The 22666-nt window shown below is 40.6% G+C and carries 17 protein-coding genes and 1 tRNA gene; 11 read left to right on the top strand and 7 right to left on the bottom strand.

The window, feature by feature from the left end; translation table 11 throughout:
• Positions 1–249: 249 nt before the first annotated feature.
• The 7 genes from CAL6303_RS10455 (at position 250) to CAL6303_RS10425 (ending at position 9084) form a co-directional block, all read left to right on the top strand.
• Entirely contained in the window at positions 250–1419 is a 1170-nt protein-coding gene (locus CAL6303_RS10455) for a glycosyltransferase family 4 protein (RefSeq protein WP_015197821.1), read from the top strand.
• A gap of 74 nt (positions 1420–1493) precedes the next feature.
• Positions 1494–2666: a glycosyltransferase family 4 protein gene (locus CAL6303_RS10450; RefSeq protein WP_015197820.1), complete on the top strand. Its 1173-nt coding sequence runs from the start codon at positions 1494–1496 to the stop codon at positions 2664–2666.
• Positions 2656–3924, top strand: coding sequence for a glycosyltransferase family 4 protein (locus CAL6303_RS10445; RefSeq protein ID WP_015197819.1), 1269 nt, complete (start codon positions 2656–2658; stop codon positions 3922–3924). The genes CAL6303_RS10450 and CAL6303_RS10445 overlap by 11 nt, the downstream gene beginning before the upstream one ends.
• Before the next feature lie 2 nt (positions 3925–3926).
• Positions 3927–5207, top strand: coding sequence for a glycosyltransferase family 4 protein (locus CAL6303_RS10440; RefSeq protein ID WP_015197818.1), 1281 nt, complete (start codon positions 3927–3929; stop codon positions 5205–5207).
• On the top strand, positions 5200–6351 hold the full coding sequence (locus CAL6303_RS10435) for a glycosyltransferase (RefSeq protein ID WP_015197817.1): 1152 nt from the start codon (positions 5200–5202) through the stop codon (positions 6349–6351). Before CAL6303_RS10440 ends, CAL6303_RS10435 begins: the two co-directional genes overlap by 8 nt.
• Position 6352: 1 nt before the next feature.
• The gene (locus tag CAL6303_RS10430) at positions 6353–7513 is read left to right on the top strand and encodes a glycosyltransferase family 4 protein (protein ID WP_015197816.1); all 1161 of its coding nucleotides are present in this window, start codon (positions 6353–6355) and stop codon (positions 7511–7513) included.
• A gap of 140 nt (positions 7514–7653) precedes the next feature.
• On the top strand, positions 7654–9084 hold the full coding sequence (locus CAL6303_RS10425) for a hypothetical protein (protein WP_203225947.1): 1431 nt from the start codon (positions 7654–7656) through the stop codon (positions 9082–9084).
• Positions 9085–9520: 436 nt separating this feature from the next.
• On the opposite strand, the gene rfbD is transcribed toward CAL6303_RS10425, so the two are convergent.
• The 4 genes from rfbD to rfbB all read right to left on the bottom strand — a co-directional run bounded on the left by rfbD (position 9521) and on the right by rfbB (position 13530).
• Entirely contained in the window at positions 9521–10417 is an 897-nt protein-coding gene (gene rfbD, locus CAL6303_RS10420; RefSeq protein WP_015197814.1) for a dTDP-4-dehydrorhamnose reductase, read from the bottom strand.
• On the bottom strand, positions 10414–10959 hold the full coding sequence (gene rfbC, locus CAL6303_RS10415; protein ID WP_015197813.1) for a dTDP-4-dehydrorhamnose 3,5-epimerase: 546 nt from the start codon (positions 10957–10959) through the stop codon (positions 10414–10416). Before rfbC ends, rfbD begins: the two co-directional genes overlap by 4 nt.
• Positions 10960–11032: 73 nt before the next feature.
• A complete protein-coding gene (gene rfbA, locus CAL6303_RS10410) occupies positions 11033–11902 on the bottom strand; it encodes a glucose-1-phosphate thymidylyltransferase RfbA (RefSeq protein WP_015197812.1) in 870 nt (289 codons plus the stop codon).
• 545 nt (positions 11903–12447) lie between these two features.
• The gene (gene rfbB / locus CAL6303_RS10405; protein WP_015197811.1) at positions 12448–13530 is read right to left on the bottom strand and encodes a dTDP-glucose 4,6-dehydratase; all 1083 of its coding nucleotides are present in this window, start codon (positions 13528–13530) and stop codon (positions 12448–12450) included.
• Between the two features lie 438 nt (positions 13531–13968).
• On the opposite strand from rfbB, the gene CAL6303_RS30285 reads away from it, so the two are divergent.
• Positions 13969–14118 carry a hypothetical protein gene (locus tag CAL6303_RS30285; protein ID WP_158333142.1) on the top strand — a complete coding sequence of 50 codons (150 nt, stop codon included), beginning with the start codon at positions 13969–13971 and terminating at the stop codon, positions 14116–14118.
• Between the two features lie 325 nt (positions 14119–14443).
• Here CAL6303_RS30285 and CAL6303_RS10400 read toward each other — a convergent pair whose 3' ends face one another.
• Positions 14444–14791, bottom strand: a complete 348-nt coding sequence (locus CAL6303_RS10400) for a hypothetical protein (protein WP_015197810.1) — start codon at positions 14789–14791, stop codon at positions 14444–14446.
• 315 nt (positions 14792–15106) lie between these two features.
• On the opposite strand from CAL6303_RS10400, the gene CAL6303_RS10395 reads away from it, so the two are divergent.
• Together CAL6303_RS10395 and CAL6303_RS10390 are read left to right on the top strand one after the other, a co-directional pair.
• Positions 15107–15178: transfer RNA gene (locus tag CAL6303_RS10395), tRNA-Gln, on the top strand.
• A gap of 852 nt (positions 15179–16030) precedes the next feature.
• Complete coding sequence (locus tag CAL6303_RS10390) at positions 16031–18238, top strand: GumC family protein (protein ID WP_015197809.1); 2208 nt, start codon at positions 16031–16033, stop codon at positions 18236–18238.
• A 171-nt stretch (positions 18239–18409) separates the two neighbouring features.
• Here the strand turns inward: CAL6303_RS10390 and CAL6303_RS10385 are convergent, their stop codons facing one another.
• The gene (locus CAL6303_RS10385) at positions 18410–18889 is read right to left on the bottom strand and encodes a hypothetical protein (protein WP_015197808.1); all 480 of its coding nucleotides are present in this window, start codon (positions 18887–18889) and stop codon (positions 18410–18412) included.
• 203 nt (positions 18890–19092) lie between these two features.
• Entirely contained in the window at positions 19093–19587 is a 495-nt protein-coding gene (locus CAL6303_RS10380; protein WP_015197807.1) for a DUF3122 domain-containing protein, read from the bottom strand.
• Positions 19588–20029: 442 nt separating this feature from the next.
• Between CAL6303_RS10380 and CAL6303_RS10375 the strand changes: the two genes are divergently transcribed.
• Entirely contained in the window at positions 20030–22447 is a 2418-nt protein-coding gene (locus CAL6303_RS10375; protein ID WP_015197806.1) for a sucrose synthase, read from the top strand.
• The last annotated feature ends 219 nt before the right edge of the window (positions 22448–22666 follow it).

The following is a 22666-nucleotide window of genomic DNA, read 5'->3' as shown; positions in this document are numbered from 1 at the left end:
CGTAGTTTACGAACCGAAGGTTGGAGGCACGACGTTCGCTGAAAGCGTTCTCGCAGAGTAGCATAAGCCCTCCGGGCAGGCTACGCCTTTCTTAAATGCCGTAGGCTTTACGCAAGGGTTTTGAGCTATTTACATTTTGTTACATAGTTGTAAATTTTCCCGCCTACCTACTTAATCATAAATATTTAATAAAAATATTTGGCTAATAACAGATAAGAACTTCCAACAAAAGCATAAATTCTATAAAACATGAATAACCTGCGTATTGCCTGGCTCCTAACAGCAGCGCCAAGCTACTGGCATCCCATCCTCACCGAATTTGTGTCCATATTTCCACAAACAAAATTATTTACAGCCAAATGGCAGGGCTTTGCCAAGGGATACGAACAGAAATTTGCCGTCGAAATTATTGGCGATCGCAAATTATTGGAACTAAAACAAAACTCGGGTGGTTACAGCAATAATGTTATGTACCTTTCACCCCAAATAATCCCCTATTTATGGAAATTTAAACCTGATATTATCTTTGCCGATGGCTTTTGTCTGTGGACGATTTTTGTCGCGATTCTCAAATTAGTTTTTAGCTGGAAAATTATCTTAATCTACGATGGTAGTTCCCCCAGTGTGGACTATCGAAATTCAAAATTGAGAATATTTACTCGCAGGCGGATTGGAAAGTTTTGCGATCGATTTATTACCAACCACCAACCAGGAAAAGACTATTTGCATCAAGTTCTGGGTATAGATGCCCATACTATTTTCGTACATCCCTATCTCGTACCAGATCTACAAGCATTATTGCAGGATTTTGACCCCCATCTCAGTCAAAATCTCCCTCAAACTATTCAACTCCAAAAGCCAATTTTTTTCTCTATCGGACAAATTATTCCCAGAAAAGGAATTCGAGAACTCATCGAAGCTTGTTACATCCTCCAACAGCAAGGATACGAAAAATATTCCCTACTCATTGCAGGGGAAGGAAACCAGCGTCAGGAATTGGACGAACTGGCGAAAAAATACAATTTAGCTACCAATATTTCTTGGCTCGGACAAGTTAACTACAGCCATCTAGGAAGCTATTTTCACCTCATCGATGTATTTGTATTTCCTAGCCACGAAGATGTTTGGGGAATGGTATTGCTCGAAGCGATGAGTTTGGGGAAAGCGGTAATTGCTTCTCAAAATGCAGGTTCGGCAGAACTAATTAGAGAAGGAGACAATGGTTACACTTTTAACCCTTCCTTTCCGGAAGAACTCGCAAACTCGATGAAAGAATGTATGGATAATCCACCTCAGATTGGGGATATGGGGGATCGATCGCGGGAAATCATGAGCCAGCATACACCCAAAACATCTGCTATTTTTTTGACAGATGTAGTTAAAAATGTAATTGAAAATAGCGTTCTCCAGGACAAATAAAAATATTTGTTTTTGGAATTTTTGGAATTATTGGAATTCACTTTATTGGAATTAATTTTATTTTTCTAATTACTATGAACCAAACTCGGGTTGCCTGGTTACTAACAACGGCTTATTACTACTGGCAGCCAGCAATGGCTCACCTGACCAAAATATTTCCCAATACCACCGTTTTCACCACCGTTTGGAAGGGATTTGCTCCAGGATTTGAAGACTCCTTCAAATTTGAATTGGTAGGCGATCGCAAAATTATTTCCCTGAGTAAATCCACAACGGGTTACGGTAACAACTTTACCTACATGCCATTAAATATCGGCAAACGGCTTTTGGAATTCAAACCCGATGTAGTTTTTGCGAATGCATTTGGTGTGTGGACTATCTTGGCTTTGCTGTTTAAACCGCTGGGAAAATGGAAAGTCGCGATCGCTTACGAAGGTAGTTCCCCCAGCGTTGATTTTCGGAATTCTCCCCATCGTTTGTACCTCCGCAAAGTTATGGCAAATGCTGCGGACGCTTTAATTAGCAACAGCAATGAGGGAAAAAACTACCTGACTCAAGTTCTCAAGGTCCCCGAAACCAAGGTATTCGTCCAACCCTACGAAGTCCCCTGCGCCAAATCCCTACTGGCAAGTCATAATTCTTCCCCAGAGATCAGCCAAATTCAACCCGAATCCAAATCCGAATCCCACCATCCCGTTTTCCTATTCGTCGGTCAAATCGTCCCGCGTAAGGGGTTACATTTGTTGCTGGCAGCATGTACATCCCTAGCAAAAAAAGGTGTAGAGAATTACACGATTCAAATTATTGGGGATGGTAAGCAAGTGGAAGAATTAAAGCAATACTGCCGAGAAAATCAATTAGAAGAACACATCCAATGGTTGGGAAGGGTCGATTATGGATGTTTGGGAGAATACTTCCGTCGAGCCGATGCCTTTATTCTTCCCACCTTAGAAGATACCTGGGGATTGGTAATCTTGGAAGCCATGATTTTGGGTAAGGCTATTCTGACATCAAAATGGGCTGGTGCCTCGGAACTAGTGGTTGAAGGGGAAAATGGGTACCTATTCGATCCCTACCAACCGGAAACCATTGCCGCAGTCATGGAACGAGCGATCGAAAATCCTCAATTGCTGCCAGCAATGGGGAAAAAGTCCCAGGAAATCATGAATAAATACACCCCCGAAGCTGCGGGCAAATTTTTGGCAGATGTGACATCCTTTGTTTTGGGAAATCAGCATGAACAATAATCCCGAAAAATTGCATATTCTCATTTCTGCCTACGCTTGCCGACCAAATGAAGGTTCGGAACCGGGAATTAGTTGGAATCTGGTTCCAGAACTTTTGCAATATCATCATATTTGGCTACTAACCAGGGAAAATAACCGCAAAGTTATCGAAGCGGCTTTACAAACCCATCCCATCCCCGGACTGAATATTGTCTATTCCGACATTCCTTCCTATCTACGTTGGCTCAAACCCAGTCAAAAAAGCGTTCACATCCATTATTATCTCTGGCAAATAGCAGCCTATTTATACGCCAAGAAACTCCACCGAGACATTAAGTTTGACTTAATTCACCACCTCACCTACGTCAGATACTGGAGTCCCAGTTTTCTCTCTTTACTTCCCATACCATTTTTATGGGGACCAGTGGGAGGGGGTGAATCCGCACCTGGGGCTTTTTGGTCGGATTTTAGTCTGCGGGGAAAATTCTACGAAGTCATGCGAAATTTGGCTCGTACCCTTAGCGAACTCGATCCCTTTGTGCAAATAACAGCCAAACGTAGTGTATTGGCACGGGCAACCACGGAAGATACGGCAAAATGCCTGAAGAGATTGGGAGCCAAAAAAATTGAGGTTGTTTCCCAGTTGGGTTTATTGGATGGGGAGATTTCCCACCTATCCCAATATTCCCTGGCAGCTAATTATCCGGTGCGATTTATTAGCATCGGTAGGCTGTTACACTGGAAGGGATTTCATTTGGGTTTGCGAGCTTTTGCCCAGGCTAATTTACCTGGAGATGTGGAATATTGGATTGTGGGAGATGGTGCGGAAAAAGCCCAATTACTTGCTCTAGTGGAAGAATTAGGGATTGGGAATCGGGTCAAATTTTGGAACCATCGATCCCGTCAGGAAACCCTGGAAATTTTGAGTCAAGCGTCAATTTTGGTACATCCCAGCTTGCACGAATCGGGGGGACAGGTATGTTTAGAAGCGATGGCAACTGGTCGTCCCGTGATTTGTTTGGATTTGGGTGGTCCGGCAACCCAGGTTACCCCGCAAACTGGAATCAAGGTGCACGCAATTAATCCCGAGCAAGCGGTGGCAGATTTGGCAGCAGCAATGGCAAAATTGGCAACCGATGCCCAATTGCGATCGCAGATGGGTGAAGCAGGAAAAAACAGGGTAAAGGATTTATATAACTGGAATGCCAAAGCGAAATCGCTAGCACAACTATATACGGAAATTGTTAGCAAAGAATTGCAACAGGTAATTATCAAATAGCGATGACTAGAATCCAACAACCGATGAAAAAACCTTGGAAAATTCTCATTTCTGCCTATGCTTGTAAACCCAAAATCGGCTCGGAAGGGGGTGTAGGTTGGAGTACGGTACGGGAATTAGCCCGCCATTGCCAAGAAGTATGGTTAATTACCCGTAAGGATAACCATCCCAGTATCGAAGCCGAGTTGCAACTAAATCCCCTACCGGAATTAAAAGTATATTATTACGATTTACCACAATGGCTGATTTGGTGGCGTAAAGAACGTACCGTCGTCTACTTGCACTATTATTTTTGGCAATTGGGAATTTATTTTGCCGCCCGCAATTTACATTCCCAAGAAAAATTCGATCTTATCCACCATGTCACCTATGGTCGCTATTGCTACCCAGTGTTTCTGGCGTTGCTTCCCGTTCCTTTTATTTGGGGACCAGTTGGAGGTGGGGAAGTTGCACCAAAAGGCTTTTGGAAGAATTTCGATCGACAGGGAAAATTACATGAATTGTTGCGAAGTTTGAGTTGTCGAATTGGGGAATTCGATCCCTTCGTAAAATTGACGGCAAAGCGGAGCGCGATGATTTTGGTATGTACGCGAGAAACAAGCGATCGCGTGACTAAATTGGGAGCAAAACGAGTCAAACAAATTTTGGGACAAACGGGAATCGATCGCGAAGATTGGGAAATTTTGGAAAAACATACCATTTCACCAAATCATAATCCCATCCGATTTATTAGTATCGGTCGTCTGCTGCACTGGAAGGGGTTTGACTTGGGTTTAAGAGCTTTTGCACGGGCAAATATCCCAGAAAGCGAATACTGGATTGTGGGGGATGGTTCTCAACGTTCCCAATTAGAGACTTTAGTAAGGGAATTGGGAATCGTTAACAAAGTTAAGTTCTTAGGTGAGCTATCGCGACACCAAACCCTAGAAATTTTAGGAACAAGTAGTGTTTTAATCCATCCCAGTTTGCACGATTTTTCACCGACGGTATGCATCGAAGCAATGGCTGCTGGCAAACCCGTAATTTGTTTGGATTTGGGGGGACCAGCAGTTCAAATTACCGATACAAGCGGATTTAAAGTCAAAGCGAGGAATGCAGGGGAAGCAATAACCGGGATATGCGAAGCAATGCAGAAATTGGCGGTAAATAGAGAGATGGTTTCAACAATGGCAATAGCAGCGAAAACAAGAGCCAGGGAAGAATATACCTGGGACATAAAAGGATTATCGATCGTCCGGTTGTACGAAGAGGTATTGCATCGGGAGGTATTAACCCATGCCTAACCCGAATTTAGTCGTATTCAACGGTCGCTTGCTAGCCAAATCGGAAACCTTTATTCGCGCTCAAGCCGAAGGTTTGAAAACATTTACCCCCTACTACGTGGGAGCCAAATTCGTTGGAGGATTGGAATTACCGATCGATCGAACTTTGGTTGTCAACAACGGTGGTGTTATCGGTTCTATTCGAGAGCTGGGTTTTAAGTTTTTGGGAATTGCCCCCCAACTTTACCAGAAAGTCCAACAACTCGCTCCTGCTTTAGTTCATGCCCATTTTGGAGTTTGCGGAGCTTTGGCACTTCCCTTGGTTCGTCAATTACAGGTACCTTCGATCGTCACCTTCCACGGTTTAGATGCGACAATGAGCGATCGCTATGCCCGTACCCAATCCATCAGTACCAGGCTTTACCTCCAACGTCGGGAAAAACTCAAGCACGAAACCAATTTATTCATCACCGTGTCGGAGTTTCTCAAGTCCGAACTCATCCGTCAAAATTTTCCCGAAGAGAAAATAAAAGTCCACTACATCGGTGTCGATACCCAAATTTTCCAACCCAATCCCGATATTCAAAGGGAGCCGATCGTTCTATTCGTCGGTAGATTGGTGGAAAAAAAGGGTTGTGAATATCTCATGCAAGCCATGTACCGAGTTCAAGCCACCATGCCAGAAGTGCAATTGGTAATTATTGGGGATGGGGAATTGCGATCGAACCTAGAACATTTGGCAAAATCAAACCTGGTAAATTACCGGTTTCTGGGAGTCCAACCCTCTGATGTAGTGAAATCCTGGATGCACAGAGCCAGGGTTTTTTGTGTTCCCAGTATCCGTGCTAGTTCGGGAGATTCTGAGGGATTTGGTATCGTTTTTGCCGAAGCCCAAGCAGTAGGATTGCCCGTCGTCAGTTTTGATCACGGTGGCATTTCCGAAGCAGTAAGCCATGGAGAAACTGGACTGCTGGCAAAGGAAGGCGATAGTGAAAAATTGGCACAGTATATTTTAAAACTTTTAAATGATAGGGATTTGTGGCAAAAGTTTAGTAACAAGGGAATAGAAAGGGTACGAGCGCACTTCAATCTCCACAAACAAAATCAAGCTTTAGAAGATATTTATCGATCGGTATTAGCAGGGATTATTCATAAGGGGAAGTAGAATGCGAATTTTGAGCGTCCACAATAACTATCAAATCCGTGGTGGAGAAGACGAATCCCGAGAATCGGAAGAGAGACTATTGCGGGAAATGGGACACGAAGTTGATGTGTACGAAGAACATAACGATCGCGTTGCAACCATTGGTGCTGCAAAAATGGCACTGCGAACGATTTGGTCGGATGAATCCTACAATATTGTCCGGGAAAAACTGCAAAAATCCCCCATGGACTTGATGCATGTGCAAAATTTCTTCCCCCTGATTTCCCCTTCCATCTACTACGCAGCCAAATCGGCAGGGGTTCCTGTCGTGCAAACATTACGGAATTATCGCTTGCTCTGTTCCAACGGTTTATTTTTCCGCGAAGGTCAAGTCTGCGAAGACTGTTTGGGGAAATTTATTCCCTACCCCGGTGTTATCAATGGCTGCTACCGAGAAAACAAAGCCGCAAGTGCAGTCGTCGCATCGATGCTCGTCACCCATCGATCGCTACAAACCTGGACAAAAATGGTAAATAAATACATCTGCCTGACGGAATTTGCCCGACAAAAATTCATCGCTGCGGGATTTCCCCCCGAAAAAATCGCCGTCAAACCCAACTTTATTCCCGATCCCGGTATGGGAGATGGCAGTGGTGGATATGCTCTCTTTGTCGGCAGGTTGTCAGTGGAAAAGGGATTAGATACCCTACTTTCGGCTTGGGAAAAAATCGGTGGCAAAATGCCTTTGAAAATAGTTGGGGATGGTCCTCTGTCAGAGCGAGTCCAACAAATTACTCAAAAATTACCCCAAGTTGAATGGTTGGGCAGACAACCGATGCCAGAAGTTCACCGTCTCATGGGTAGTGCCAGGGTGTTGATTTTTCCCTCTGAATGGTACGAAACCTTCGGACGGGTGGCAGCAGAAGCATTTGCCAAGGGTACTCCCGTGATTGCCGCCAAAATTGGTGCGATCGCGGAATTGGTAGAACATGGCAGAACCGGATTGCAATTTCAACCGGGTAACGTCGAAGACTTGGTAGAGCAAGTGGAATGGGTATTGAACCATCCCGCAGAATTCGATCGAATGCGTTTGGTAGTCAGAAACGAATATGAAACCAAATATACCCCCCAAAAAAGCTACACCAAATTGATGGAGATTTATGGTTTGGTTGGTAAAAAGTAAATAGGGTAGTCCTAAAGATGTGATAAATTTTTGCACTTTGCATAGCGCATTATCATCCCAAAAACATTACTTTTTTAGGACTAACATAAATTTAAGTAAAAAATTAAATATAAAGTCGAACATCAATCCAAACAACAGTTGTGCGATCGCCAAAAAATATGAATACCCCTGTTTTACTCAAAACGAAAAAGAGTGCTTTCATTGCTTTTTCCACATTAATATTATTGGGATTTTACACTACATTTTATATTCGTATTTTTACGTCGGTTGGTATCCCATCTGCAATCAACTTTTTGCATCTTCTCATTGTTCCTTGGGCTTGTATATTTATTCTGACGAAAACCCGCATCAAAAATAAAGCTCAAATTGCCGCAGTTAAGGAAATAATTTTCGCTTTATTTATCTTTTTTACGGTTAATGTTGCCAGTGCCTTTGTCAATAAAGCTGGTTTTATCAACTATATTCTCAATTTTCTCCTATTGTGTGAACATTTTCTGTTGCTACTAGCAATTATCTGTGTTCCTATGACCTGGGAAAGAATCAAAGGGCTGCGATCGCATATCGTCTTTGCTGGATTTATCAATACTATATTTGCATACATACAATATTATGTGTTTAGATTGCATCTGCTGGGAGCGGGAGGAGCAGATAACATCAAAGGAGTTTTCATCGGTCAGGGAGCAGGTCACGTTGTTGGTGCATCCGTAGCTCTATCCTTCGGTGCTTTTTATGTTTTAAGCGCAAAAATAATTCCTATTTGGTTGCGCTTAAGCATACTCCTCATCACGATTTGGCACATGAATATCGCTGATGCGAAACAGTCCATATTAATCTTTGCCCTAGCATGGATGATTTTATTACTAACTAAGTTTAAAAATATCGGAAAATTACTACAATATTTGATTGTAGGAATTATCTTAATCGCTGGATTTTACTGGTGTGTACAAAATATTCCCGAATTTAGAGCTTTCAAAACTTGGATTCGACCGGAAATCTACGGTCCGGATGGAGAAGCAACCTTACTCAAAACATCCATATTTCGCATCGTCCCCAGTTACTATCAATCCTTCTGGAACCAGTGGTTGGGTTTGGGTCCAGGTCACACAGTGGGACGGTTGGGGGGTTGGCTAATCAAAGACTATCGAGAAATATTAATACCACTGGGAATCACCATCCATCCAGCTAGTAATGAGGTTTGGAACGCAGTACGCGATAGCTGGTTGGGCGACCAATCGAGTATGTTTTCGCCCCTATTTGGTTGGGCTGGAATTTGGGGAGACTTGGGATTTTTGGGATTGGCTTCGTTTATCTATATTTGGTCGGTTGTGTGGCGGAGGATTTGCGTGGATGATATCTCACGGTTGTTTGTAATTTGCGTGTTTCTCTTTGGCTTGGTTTTGTCGCAAATGGAGGAACCGGGATACATGCTGTACATCAGCAGCATTATTGCCATTCAATACCAAGAGCATCAATATAGGAAAACATACTCTACGGCAGAACAACCAAAAACAGAATTAAAAAATCCCAAAACATTAAAGGGTTGGGTAAAGCGCTTGTTATTAATTAGCTAAATTATAGCTAAACCACAATTACCCGTTCCCGATTCGTTCGATTTGTGCCGTCCACATATCGGAAGGATTGGCATAATAGTCGATTTGTTCGACTCGATATCGGCATACTTGGGAATCATGGCATCAAACGATATAATTTCCCACACTAACCCCTTTAATTTGAGCGGTCATATAAACTGTGGTACTACCTTCCACAGCTTCAAATACGTAATCGCGATCGCGTTCTTGATGAAAAGGTCGTAGATTCTCAGTTTTTGGCGGCTTATTGGCTGGAATTTATGGTGCAAGCTGTTCGATACAGATGCCGCTACAGCTAGCAAATCAATTTGGGTGCGACTCTTTTCCACGAGAAATTTTGAAAAATATATTTCTTGCTTTAGCTTCTCTATTTACCACCTTGAAAAAGCTAGTACTGCTAACGTTAGTTGCTAGCTACCTAAAATTGAATAAGTTCAAGATTTTCTCGCCAATTTGGCAGAACTAATCCAAATGTCTGAGAAACTTTCTCTGTATTAAGTGTAGAAAAAGCTGGTCTTTTGGTTGGTGTGGGATATTCAACAGTGGGTATGGCAACTAGATTTTGGAGTTTATACTGATTGCGATTGGGAACCAGTTCAAATATTGCTTTGGCAAAATCATACCAACTTGTTTGACCTGTGGAGGTGAGATGATAAGTCCCGCTGTGATGATGCAAAAAATCTTTGAAGTTATATTCTCCCAAAGATAAAATTTTTGCAGTTGATTCAGCTATTAATCTACTCCAGGTAGGTGAACCAATTTGATCATCTACAACTTTTAATTCTTCCCGTTCTTTTGCTAATTTCAACATTGTCATCAGGAAGTTTTTACCTCGTAATCCATATACCCAACTGGTTCTAATGATTAGATGTGGTATTCCTACTGCTTGAATTGCTTTTTCTCCAGCTAATTTGGTTTTACCATAGATATTTTGTGGTTCTGGTTGATCTATTTCCGTATAGGGTTTTGAGCTTTTGCCATCAAATACATAATCTGTTGAATAATGAATTACTCCTGCACCAATTAATTTTGCTTCTTCGGCAATAATACCGGGTGCAATACCGTTAACTGCCATAGCTAATTCTGGTTCTGATTCAGCTTTGTCTACTGCTGTGTATGCACCGGGGTTAATAATTAGATCGGGTTTGATTTCTCGAATAACTTGGCGAATACTGTCTGGTTGCGATAAATCCATATACAAATCGGAGTTACTGACATCACGACTGACGGAAATCACTTCACCCAAATTCATTAAACTTTTTTGCAGTTCCCAACCAACTTGTCCGGTGACTCCTGTAAGTAGTATTTTGGTCATGGGTATACCTCGGCTGATTTGAGATATTTACCTGCTTGATCTTTGGCTGAAAGTATGGGTGATTCTGTTAAAGACCAGTTAATGCCAATTTCTGGATCATTCCAAATAATGGTACGTTCATGTTCTGGTGCATAAAAATCTGTGGTTTTATATAGTATTTCCGCATAATCTGAAAGTACCAAAAAGCCATGGGCAAATCCGGGTGGAATCCATAGTTGCTGTTTGTTTTCTGCGCTTAAGTTAACACCAACCCATTGACCAAAGTATTGAGAACTAGTACGTAAATCAACTGCAACATCGAATATTTCACCGAGGATTGCTTTGATGAGTTTTCCCTGGGGTTGATTTATTTGGTAGTGTAGACCACGGAGAACGTTTTTTACAGACCGCGAGTGATTATCCTGGACAAAGTGCTGAGTAATATTTACTTGATTGAATAAGGTTTTTTGATTATAGCTTTCGTAGAAAAAACCACGTTCGTCACTAAAAATTTTTGGTTCAATTAGCAATACGTCAGGAATTTTGGTTGGTGTTATTTTCACGATGCAGTCCTTTAATCTCTCTGAAACAAATTATCACGCTTGGGATCGCAAAACCAATTTCCTTTCAAAATTGTTAAACATAATTGAGTATATTTAATAAATATTGTCCATAACTACTTTTAATAAGTGGTTTTGCGAGTTGATAAAGTTGTTCAGAATCGATATATCCTTGGTGATAGGCAATTTCTTCTATACAAGCGACTTTTAAACCCTGTCTTTGTTCCAAGGTTTGAATAAAACTGGCAGCTTGGTGTAGGGATTCGTGGGTTCCTGTATCTAACCAAGCATAACCACGACCTAGTATTTCGACTTTTAGTTTTCCTTGATTGAGATAATTTCTACTCAGATCGGTAATTTCTAATTCGTTTCGTGCTGAGGGTTGGAGATTTTCGGCAATTTTTACTACTTGAGAATCATAGAAGTAAATACCAGGTACAGCATAGTTAGATTTTGGTATGTGTGGTTTTTCTTCTAAACTGACAACTTGACCATTGCTATCAAATTCTACTACACCATAATGTTGGGGTTCTGCGACTTGATAACCAAAGATTAAGGCACCTTCTTGTAACTTTGCGGCACTAGTTAATACTTCAACTAAGCCATGTCCATAAAATAGGTTATCACCTAAAATTAAGCATACGGTGTCATCACCAATAAAGTCTTTGCCTAGGATAAAAGCTTGTGCCAATCCTTCAGGTTTTGGTTGTTCTATGTAGCTAAATTTTAAACCCCATTGGCTACCATCTTGTAAAAGTTGTTGAAATAATGGTAGATGTTCGGGTGTGGAAATTATGAGTATTTCGCGGATTCCTGCCAACATTAATGTTGAGAGGGGATAATAAATCATTGGCTTATCATAAACTGGCATTAGTTGCTTACTCACTACTTGAGTGAGTGGATAAAGTCGAGTTCCTGATCCGCCAGCTAAGATAATACCTTTCATGTAATATTGATAATTTTGGTTTTAGATTGAAGAAGATCTTTGAAAAATTGCAAAACTGACCGAGGAACCCCTCTCCATAGCTTGCTTCCCGCAGGGTACCTCTCCCCCACAGGGCTGCGGTGTACACACAAGTATCGAATTCCCTATATTTTTTATAATTCCACGCCCGTCAACGGTTGAAACCGCCGTCTAATAGCTAAAGTCATCTACAAGATGACTGAATATTTTTAGTTTTTAGTCCATTGAAATGGACTTTTGCTGTGAGACTAGGATTTTCAATCCCAGACGGAGTGAGGGATTTACCTGTTATTACTTTACTTGGACTTGTGTGTACACCGTAGGCTTGCGGGGAGGGGGAACTAAATTCTTGTTTCCTCGCTGATTTCGGGGAGGGTTAGGGTGGGGTTCTTTATGATTCAGCTTCATATCAAATTGGTATTAGTAGTCTGTCAATATAAAAATGACGGTTGTAGAGATGTAGCACTGCTACGTCTCTACAGGATTGTGGATGTGTATATAACCATCAAAATTTTATTGACAGACTATTAGGTGGATAGTGATATTTTTCTGTTTTCATAGTTTTGTCGAATCCAATTTTGGTAAGTTCCTGATTGAATTTGTTCAATCCAAGCTGTGTTATTTAGGTACCATTGAATGGTTTTTGTTAAACCACTGGCAAAGTTTTCTTTGGGTTCCCATCCCAAGTCGTGTTTAATTTTACTACAATCAACGGCATAACGTCGATCGTGTCCTGGTCTATCTTTTATATAGGTAATGAGGGAAGAGTATTTAAAGTTAGATTTAGGGACTAATTCATCTAATATCGTACAAATTTGCTCCACAACTGTGATATTTGCAAGTTCGTTATTTCCTCCAATATTATAGGTTTGACCTATTTCACTCTGTTGTAAAACTAGATAGATTGCCTCACAGTGATCTTCAACATATAGCCAATCACGGATATTTTGACCATCTCCATAAATTGGTAATTGTTTGCCATTTAAGGCATTGATGATCATTAAGGGAATAAGTTTTTCAGGGAATTGATAAGAACCGTAATTATTTGAGCAATTAGTTGTTAATGTTGGTAAACCGTATGTATGCTGGTAAGCTCGAACTAAGTGATCTGAACTGGCTTTAGAAGCAGCATATGGGCTATTGGGATTATAGGGAGTATCTTCTCTAAAAGCTGACGCACTGGGTTCTAAGGAACCGTACACTTCATCAGTAGAGATGTGTAAAAAACGGAATGTTTTACCTTGTTGGGGAGATAATTGATTCCAGTAATTTTTGCTGGCTTCTAGGAGATTAAACGTCCCAACTACATTGGTTTGAATAAAATTTTCTGGACTAATAATTGACCTATCTACATGACTTTCGGCAGCAAAGTTAATAATTGCATCAGGTTGATGCTTTGCTAATAAGTCCTGTATTAGCCGACTATCGGCAATGTCACCTTGAACAAATTTATACCCGTTGTCGCCCTGTAATTCAGCCAAATTATGGGGATTGCTGGCATAGGTTAGCTTGTCTAGGTTGATGATATTAGCCCACTTTTGCTTTCTAGCTTTGAGGATGAAGTTAGATCCGATGAAACCGACTCCACCTGTAACTAAAAATGTCTGCATACATTCACGTTTTAGTTTCCATTACCAGTGTTGCAGAGATGAATTACATCTCTCTGCTTTTCCAAGGCTTGATTTGGTAGATCGATACTCCCTGCTAGAGTGTCGCCAACGCACAGAAGTGCGAATGCCCTCAATCATGTTCTCACAAGTTGTTGCCAATTTGGCAAGTATTACCGAGAACTTTAATTTCAAATAATTATTTATATGAAGATATTCACTGGGAAAATCCGCTGAAATACCTACATGAACTGAAATATCTTTATATACTAATTCGCTAAATATGAAGATCCGATAGATAAAGACTGTGTAAATTTTGAAAATTCTTCCGGATATGTCTGGTAAATTTCTGTATTTTCGGGGTTTTTGAGAATCCAAGGCTAAGGGGAGTGAGTAGTGAGTAGCGAATAGTCAGTAGTGTTAAGGGTTTGAGGTAAGTTTATGTTCTCTTACATAGCGGATTTTTGGGGTGCCTCTGCCTCCAAAAATAGTTTTCCAGAAGCGAAAACATTTGGGGTGGTTAGGGCAATCAGCACAATTGAGGCAAACAACCGTTTGCCCCTAAGGGTCAGCCCTTTCAATGCGAACTAGTGTACTAGCTTTTCTGTCCAAAATACACGTCCAATTAACCCCCTAAAAATAAGGCTTGTGATAAATCTTCGACAAAACGAATAATTCAATCGGCGGTATATTGATCGTTTTTGATCTGCGGAGATCGTAAATTTGTATGGATAACTAAAAAACTTAATTTTACGGTAACGCAAGAATGAGGGTTTCAGCCGGAAAAATGGTAGTACGTATGAACGCATTGAAAGGACTGCCCCTAAGGGTTTATTGATATTAAATTTGGTAGTTTTAGTTTTTTAGTAAAGATATCAAGTGTTTTAAATATATATAACTATGTAACTAAATAAAATTATTTTGGTTCTTCAACTTTAATTTTGATCAAAGAAGCCATCCACATATCGGGTGGATTTGAGTAATAGTCAATCATTTCAACGTCATAATGGTAAATGCGATCGCTTCGTCCGCCAAATGCATCGCTCTTTTGAATGAGAATGCGATCGCCAACTTTGATCCCTCTGCCCTGTGCCGTCATGTAAGCTTTTGTCAAATCTTCGCCAACTTCAAAAACGTAGTCGCGTCCACTAACATACTGGGTATAATCGTATATCTTGTTTCGTCTCTGCTGAATTCGATTGAGCAAAAAATTAAACAAGGATATTAGGGTGGGACGGTTAGCACTTTTTGTAGTAGACGACATATTTAAATAGGATGATATTTCACTTACAGTACAGGAGGCAATAACTATTAGTGGTCAATTTGGCAAAACCTGAGATGGACGTTAGAAAAATAAATAGCAATCGTAGAAATAAATAAACTATATTAATCATATCCTGGTTTTTTTCAGACTAGGGACAATAGTTACCTGAATATTCTTAACAGTCTGAAGATTTCTGTAAGTCTGCCAGTAAAAGCAAACTGACAATAAAATATTTACCAATCTATTTAAATTTTTGCTGAAATAGCACTTGACAACATTGGGGTAGTACCTGCTATATTAACAAGTGTGAATCGTTGAGGCGTCGCCAAGTGGTAAGGCATCGGGTTTTGGTCCCGACATCCCTAGGTTCGAATCCTAGCGCCTCAGCTTTATAGAGCAGTCTAATGGCTGCTCTTTTTTATTGCCAGGAATTACTGAGCGAATAATACGGTGTACCTTTGCTTCGTTAATCTAATTTGTACAGGCAGGATGCCTGTTCCACAATATAAAAACTTGCATTGTATTTAATGGACTTGTACTGTGAGACTGGGATTGGACATCCCAGGCGGAGTGGGAATTTACTCCACCTCTTGTTGAAAATCCTAAAAATTTCAACAACTAAACTTTATCCGGAAATCTTTTATGTGTGATGTAAGAATAGACTAGTCGGATAAAACTACGTATTTTTACTACTCTAGCCAGAGAAAAATAAACTGCGATCCGTCAGTAAATTTAATATATCTAGGGAATAGATAGGAATTGAGGCGCTGCTGACTTGATGTATGAAAGCGATTCTGCGTAATGTTGAAATACTGGGAAGACGCAATGTATTGGGTCTCTACATCCGTAATTCGGCAAAGCTGGGGTTTTTTAGCACGGGTCTGTGCGACCAATTAAGTACTACTCCATTAGTTAGGCAAGGAATATCACCCTATTTGTACCAGAGATTAAGCTAAATCATGTATAAAATCAAGATATTTTTAATTTAAAACCAAACAAGTTCACAAATTTTTACTGTGTGATGTTACTGTATTTTTAGTGCATCTCTCCATGTTTGCCCGGATTTTGTATTTTCGCTGCTAATTTACGTAGGTTTTAAATCATACCGAAGTTAGATCTTGGGCTAACTGTACTTTGTCAAAAATCGGGTGCGACGATCGTCAGACTAAAACCTCAACCGTACCAAAATGCGATCGCATCCAGAAATTGCCAACATTAGTAATCACAACGACCCGCATTATGCTGAAGTCAGAAAAACATCCTCAACAATTGTTACAAACCAACGTCAATCAGTTAAGTGATGCAGATGAAGGTGGATTGAATCTCGGTCAAGTTGGCTCCACTCTCCGTCGTCGAGCCTTACTAATTGCTGGAATCACCGGTGTAGTCGCAACTGCTGCGGTACTAAAAGCAGAAACCGATCCTCCAGTCTATCAAGGTCAGTTCGAGATTTTGACAAAGCCTGTCACAGGTGAAACCAAAGCTATAGTCAATGTCCCTCAAGCTATTAGTGGACAGATAGCACCTGAGGCAGCTAATGAAATTAGTACAACTATCAAAGTCTTAGAAAGTCCACGTCTTCTAAATCCTGTAGTTAAAAATCTCCAAAAGAAATATCCAGATTTGACCTACACTGGTTTAGTTAGTAATTTAGAAATAACTTCCCAAGAACAAAATATTTTGTCTATTGAATATGCTGACCTTGATGAAGCGCAAGTTACTGATGTGCTGCAAGCTTTGTCGGAAGTGTATCGACAATACAGCTTGGATGAACGCCAAAAAGATGTAAAAGAAGCAATTAAATTCGTTAAGGAACGAATCAACAAGGGTGGATTGTTGACGCGAGTTCAGGAATGGCAAAATAGACTCCGCAATCTTCGTCAAACAAACAACTTAGTTGAACCAGCCCAGAAAGCGCAAGAAATATCTAGTCATATTGCTAGTTTGACGCAACAGCAACTAGAAAACCGAATTCAATATGAGCAGATGCTAGCTCAATATAATGATTTACAACGAGAATTAGCACAGCAACCAAGCGAACGAACTGGTAATTCAATTTTGAGTGCAAATGCTCGTTATCAAAAGATACTTGACGAAATTCAACAAGCTGACATTGTAATCAGAAAGCAATCAGCTATTTTCAAAGCAGGTGATTATCATCTAGATACTGCTACTGATACAAAAGATGGTTTGCTACCATTGCTAAAAATTGAGGAAGAAAGAGTTCAGCGAGACTTCCAAAGTCGAGTTCGAGAACTAGCTGCCAAAGATGGGGCTATTGGTCAGAAAATTACTAATCTAAATGCCTACCTACGCACATTGGCAACTGTGAGTCGTGACTATGACAATATCCAGCTACAACTGAAGATTGCCACTGATAACCTCAATCAATTCCTAACTAAGCAGCAAGCATTAGAAATTGAAGAGGCACAAAGACTTCAACTTTGGCAATTGTTAGATCCAGAACTTACTCAAGTCAATGAACCGTCAGCTGTCTCTGATAGTGTGAAGCGGAACTTGGCACTGGGTGTAATGTTAGGTTTACTGTTAGGAACAGGGGCAGCATTAATCATTGACAAACTCAGCAATGTTTTCTATACATCTAAAGACTTGAAGGAATCTGCTTTACTGCCTTTGTTGGGTGTGGTTCCTGCCCGTAAAGAATTGGCTACTTTGGGTTTACAGGATAGTACAACTGGTGAACTACTTCAACCTAACCGTGCAGCATTCTTTGAAGTGTTCCGCTCTTTGTATACTAATATTTTGCTTTTGGGTTCAGATGCACCCATTCGTTCGTTAGTTATTAGCTCGGCACAGCATGGTGATGGTAAATCTACCGTGGCTGTATACTTGGCTTTGGCGGCTGCGGCAATGGGACAAAGGGTATTGTTAGTTGATGCGAATTTACGCTGTCCGACTCTGCATCAGCGATTGGGATTGATGAACATTCAAGGCTTGACAGATGTGATCTCCTCTGATCTGGAGTGGAGTAATGTGATTGAGCGATCGCCTATTGAAGATAACCTTTATGTTCTCAGCGCTGGTCCAATTCCACCTGATTCTGTTCGCTTACTTGCCTCCCAAAAAATGCAGGATTTGATGAATGACCTGCAAACAAGTTTTGATTTAGTTATTTACGATACACCACCAGTTGTTGGTTTTGCTGATGCTAATTTATTGGCGGCAAATACCAATGGAATGGTCTTAGTGGCTGGATTAGGCAAGCTGAAACGAACCTTATTCAAGGAAGCCTTGGATGAGTTGCAAATTTCCGGAACTCCAATTTTAGGAATGGTAGCAAATAAATCTAAAGATGCTCTCTCTGCTAACTACAGTCATTATCAGCAGTACTATAGGCAGAATGTCAGTGTGGAACGGATTAATACTGGGGAACAAAATCAGCAATCAAGTTCTAGTTCTAGTATTAGAAGAATCGGCGGTAGATAAAAGTTTAGGACTAGCCCTTTCAAGGTGATAACTAGATTGAAGAAGGCAGGAAGCAAAGGGCATAAGTGTTAACTAAAAAGTATAGGTAATCACAAAGCCAGTTAACAAACCATAAAAAATGTAGAGACGTAGCACTGCTACGTCTCTACAAAGGTTTAAGATTAATTTGAGTTATTTATCTGCTGATTTTAAGGCTCTATCTAATACTTCCCTCGCTTGTTCAGCTTTTGATCTTGCTTCTTGGTAGCGAAGATTAGCTTGAGCATAGTTTTTCAATACCTTAAAGCCTTCTTTGAGTTTAGAAATCTCTTCCTCTGATACAGATTGATCTGAGAATAGGATATCAACGGCTTTGCGAACCTCTAAAGCTTCACTGCGAGACTCTTGGACTTTTAATTTGAGGGTAGCTAGATTACTAAGGATTTGGACAGCTTGAGTAATGGCATCTTCGCCGCTAGTATTTTCGGTAGCGGTTTCCTTGACTTCGATTAGTTGTTGGGGGCTAAATCCCTCTTCAAGTTCCGTGGGTAATTTACCTGTATCCATGAGTTCCATCAGCTGATCCATGGCTTTCTCACGGGCTTTGGCTGAATCTTTTCCAGGAATATTGAGGATGATTTCTGGGCTTTGAGCGAGGGTGTACTGAACCATAATACAGGCAACGAATTTACAGCTTGAAGAGCTAGTAGATTCTGGCAGAGCATACTGATTCACATACAGGGGAAGATCAAGCTTGATTTTCTGAGTCTGTAATTAAATTTTGTATTTTTGCCAAACTTTACTAGGTATCTCATATTAGCGTGAAAGCTGAATACAAATTTACTGGGATATTCAAAAATTAACAGAGATTGTAGTTAATCATCTATGCTGGTTAAGAGGAGTTGCCATTCAGCGATCGCATTCTCGGAAATAGTTATACTCAGCCGTTGTTTTTCGGTTACAGGTAGGTAAAGTTTCAAAGGGCTATCTACTGGTATTTGGGATAAAATACTGGTTAATTTATATTCTCCGACGCTAGCTGCTGGGGACTCTTGGGCGTAAACATCTGGTGCAGTTAATAGTTGACCATCTTTTGTTTCGATTTCCAAGACTTGGGGATGCAAAAATTCAACCACACCAGGAAAACCAACTAAACGAAGATGTTGATCTGGTGATTTACCGGGATTTATTTTTTTATACAGAACTACCTGCCAGGGATGCCCGATGTTATCTCTGGTGGATATTTGGGAATGGTAACGCATTACCCCAGGTGCATCTTGGTGTTGGCGAAGTGTTGCTGATACGGAAGATGGAAAGTTAACTAATAGAGTTAGTATTAATGCGATGGCAAATAGAATATTTTTTGACATAAATATTACGATAGTCTTAAGTATAGTTACAGGTGGTAGATTTTGAGCAGAATGAATGGTGATCGCTAGCAACTTTATTTATAAAATAACTTAACTTAAACCCATACTTTAGATAGAGGTAACTGAAGTTGTGATGTTAGATAGTTGAGGTGGTGATAAAAAATAGATAGTTAATTTTTACGTTAAGTTTAAAAGCATCAAGACTTCCAGCTTTGATGTTAAGGTCTATATTTGAAAGATAGCTTGCATCATTTGCCCAGCCAGGTGATGATGTCGGCTGTTACTGTTTAAATTAGTAGACAGTGTGGACGCATAGCGGAAAAACCGCAAGCTACAGTAGGCAGTTATCAAGATTTAAATTAATGGATGGCTTAAATAATAGCTGATAACTGGTGACTGATAATTGTTTAATTTGCGTCTAGTTCTAATTCAGGAATTTGCCATGCACGAACTAGCTCAAACTGTTCTCAACAGTGATGAAAAAGTTGCTTTACGTCAGTTAATTTCAACTTTAGGGACTTCTGGGAAACGATATCTACTCAGAAATGAAATTCTCCAAGCTTTTGGTGATTATTGTCAGCAGACAGAAAAACCTGCTTACTTTTTCCATGTTTCGGGATTGGGTAAACTCATCAATTACACCCACGAAATTATTTTAGAGGAAGAAAGTACCTGGTTTTTGGTGCGTCCTTGGATTGCCAGTCAGGAAGTTTGGCGTTTAGGTGCGGATATGGAGAGTTTTGAGCGCATGACTCCCCAAGCATTGTTGAATGTACGCGATCGCATTGTCAATCGCTTCCAACCCCAGATACTAGAAATAGATTTAGAACCTTTTTATCAGGGTTCTCCCAGAATTGATGATGCCCGAAATGTGGGTCAAGGTTTAGCTTTCCTGAACCATTATTTATGTAGCCAATTGGAAACCGATCCTGAACATTGGCTAGAAGTATTGTTTCAGGTTTTACACCGTTTGGAGTATGATGGGTTGCCGCTGTTAATTAGCGATCGCATCACCTCTGGAAAAGAACTAGTCGAACAGGTTAAAGCTGCACTCACCATCCTCAATCAACGTTCACCCCAAGAAACTTACGATAAATTCCGCTTTGACTTACAAGCACTGGGTTTGGAACCAGGTTGGGGTAATACAGCTTCCAGGGTGAGGGAAACCCTAGAACTATTTAACCGTTTGATTGATAACCCAGAACCGGGGGTAGTGGAAGCTTTTGTTGCTAGGATTCCGGCAATTTTCCGTGTCACTCTCATCTCCATCCATGGTTGGGTAGGACAGGAGGGGGTAGCAGGGAAACCGGAAACTGCTGGGCAGGTAATGTATGTAATCGAACAAGCTCGCAACTTAGAAAAAAAACTCAGAGAAGAGATAAAGCTTGCAGGGCTTGATTTATTGGGAATCAAGCCTCATGTGATAATTTTGACGCGGTTAATTCCCAACTGCGAAGGAACAGCTTGTGATATGCGCTTGGAGAAACTCCAAGGTAGTGACAATGCTTGGATTTTACGGGTACCTTTTGCCGAACATAACCTGCAAGTTACCCAAAACTGGATTTCTAAATATGAAATTTGGCCCTATTTGGATCATTTTGCCTTAGAAGCAGAAAAACAACTCCTGGCAGAATTTCGCGGCAGACCAAATTTAATTATTGGTAACTACAGTGATGGTAACTTGGTTGCTTCCCTATTGGCACGCCGTTTGAAAGCGACTCAATGTAATATTGCCCACGCTTTAGAAAAACCTAAAAACCTATTTAGTAACCTTTATTGGCAAGATTTGGAAGAAAGATACCATTTTTCGGCTCAATTTACTGCTGATTTAATCAGCATGAACGCAGCAGATTTTATTATTGCTTCATCTTACCAAGAAATTGTCGGCACACCCGACAGCATCGGGCAATATGAATCATATAAGTGTTTCACAATGCCAAGTTTGTATCATGTGGTAGATGGGATTGATTTATTTAATCCCAAATTTAACGTTGTGCCACCAGGAGTAAACGAGAATATTTTCTTTGCCCCCAGCCAAACAGGGAACCGTGATGATAACTGCCGCAGCCAAATTTGCCAAACCTTATTTACCCGTGAAGATCCGCAAATTCTGGGTAATTTAAAAGACCCAAAAAAACGTCCGATTTTTGCCATTGCCCCCATTGATGCCATTAAAAACCTGACTCGGCTCACGGAATGTTTTAGCAAAAGTCCAGAATTGCAAGAACATTGTAATTTAATTTTACTAACTAGTAAATTACATCCTGACCAAACAACCCACCCAGAACAAGCAGAGGAAATTGCCAAACTCCACGAGTTGATTAACCACTACCACCTCGAAGGCAAAATTCGTTGGTTAGGATTGCGCCTCAGTAATTTAGACTTAGGAGAAACCTATCGAGCGATCGCAGATTATCAGGGGATATTCGTTCACTTTGCCCATTTTGAACCCTTCGGGAGAACCATCTTAGAAGCAATGATTTCTGGTTTACCTACCTTTGCCACTCAGTTTGGAGGTGTATCGGAAATTATCGAAGACAAAGACGTATTTTTAATTAATCCCACCGATTTAGAAGGGACAACCCAGAAAATAGTACAGTTTTTGGAAACATGCGATCGCATTCCTGAATATTGGCAGGAAACATCACAACGGGTAATCGAACGCATCCAGAATAAGTTTAACTGGGATTCCCACTGTAAACAACTATTACTCATTGCCAAAATTTACAAGTTTTGGGATTTTGCCATCCCCGAAAACCGTGAAGCGAGAATGCGCTATTTAGAAACTTTATACCATTTAGTTTTTAAACCCAGAGCTGCAGAAATCTTGGAAAAACATAGTCACATTAAATCAGAATAAGGAAGAACAGACAACGAATAAGTTATACTGCAAGCGGTTAGCTATTAGCCTTTAGCTATTAGCCATTAAGTTTAACCTGAAAGCGCTATAGCGATTTAGGAAGTCCAGTTTCTAGCCATTTTTGGTATATGTTGATCTAACTTATCAAGGGAAAATAGCCAAAGGCAGATAAGGGTATAATCGGGCAAACAAATAGTCTATTCCTCTCCCCCTGTCTCT

The sequence above is a fragment of the Calothrix sp. PCC 6303 genome (assembly GCF_000317435.1).
Lineage (GTDB): Bacteria > Cyanobacteriota > Cyanobacteriia > Cyanobacteriales > Nostocaceae > PCC-6303.
This window is presented reverse-complemented; position numbering and strand designations above follow the sequence as displayed.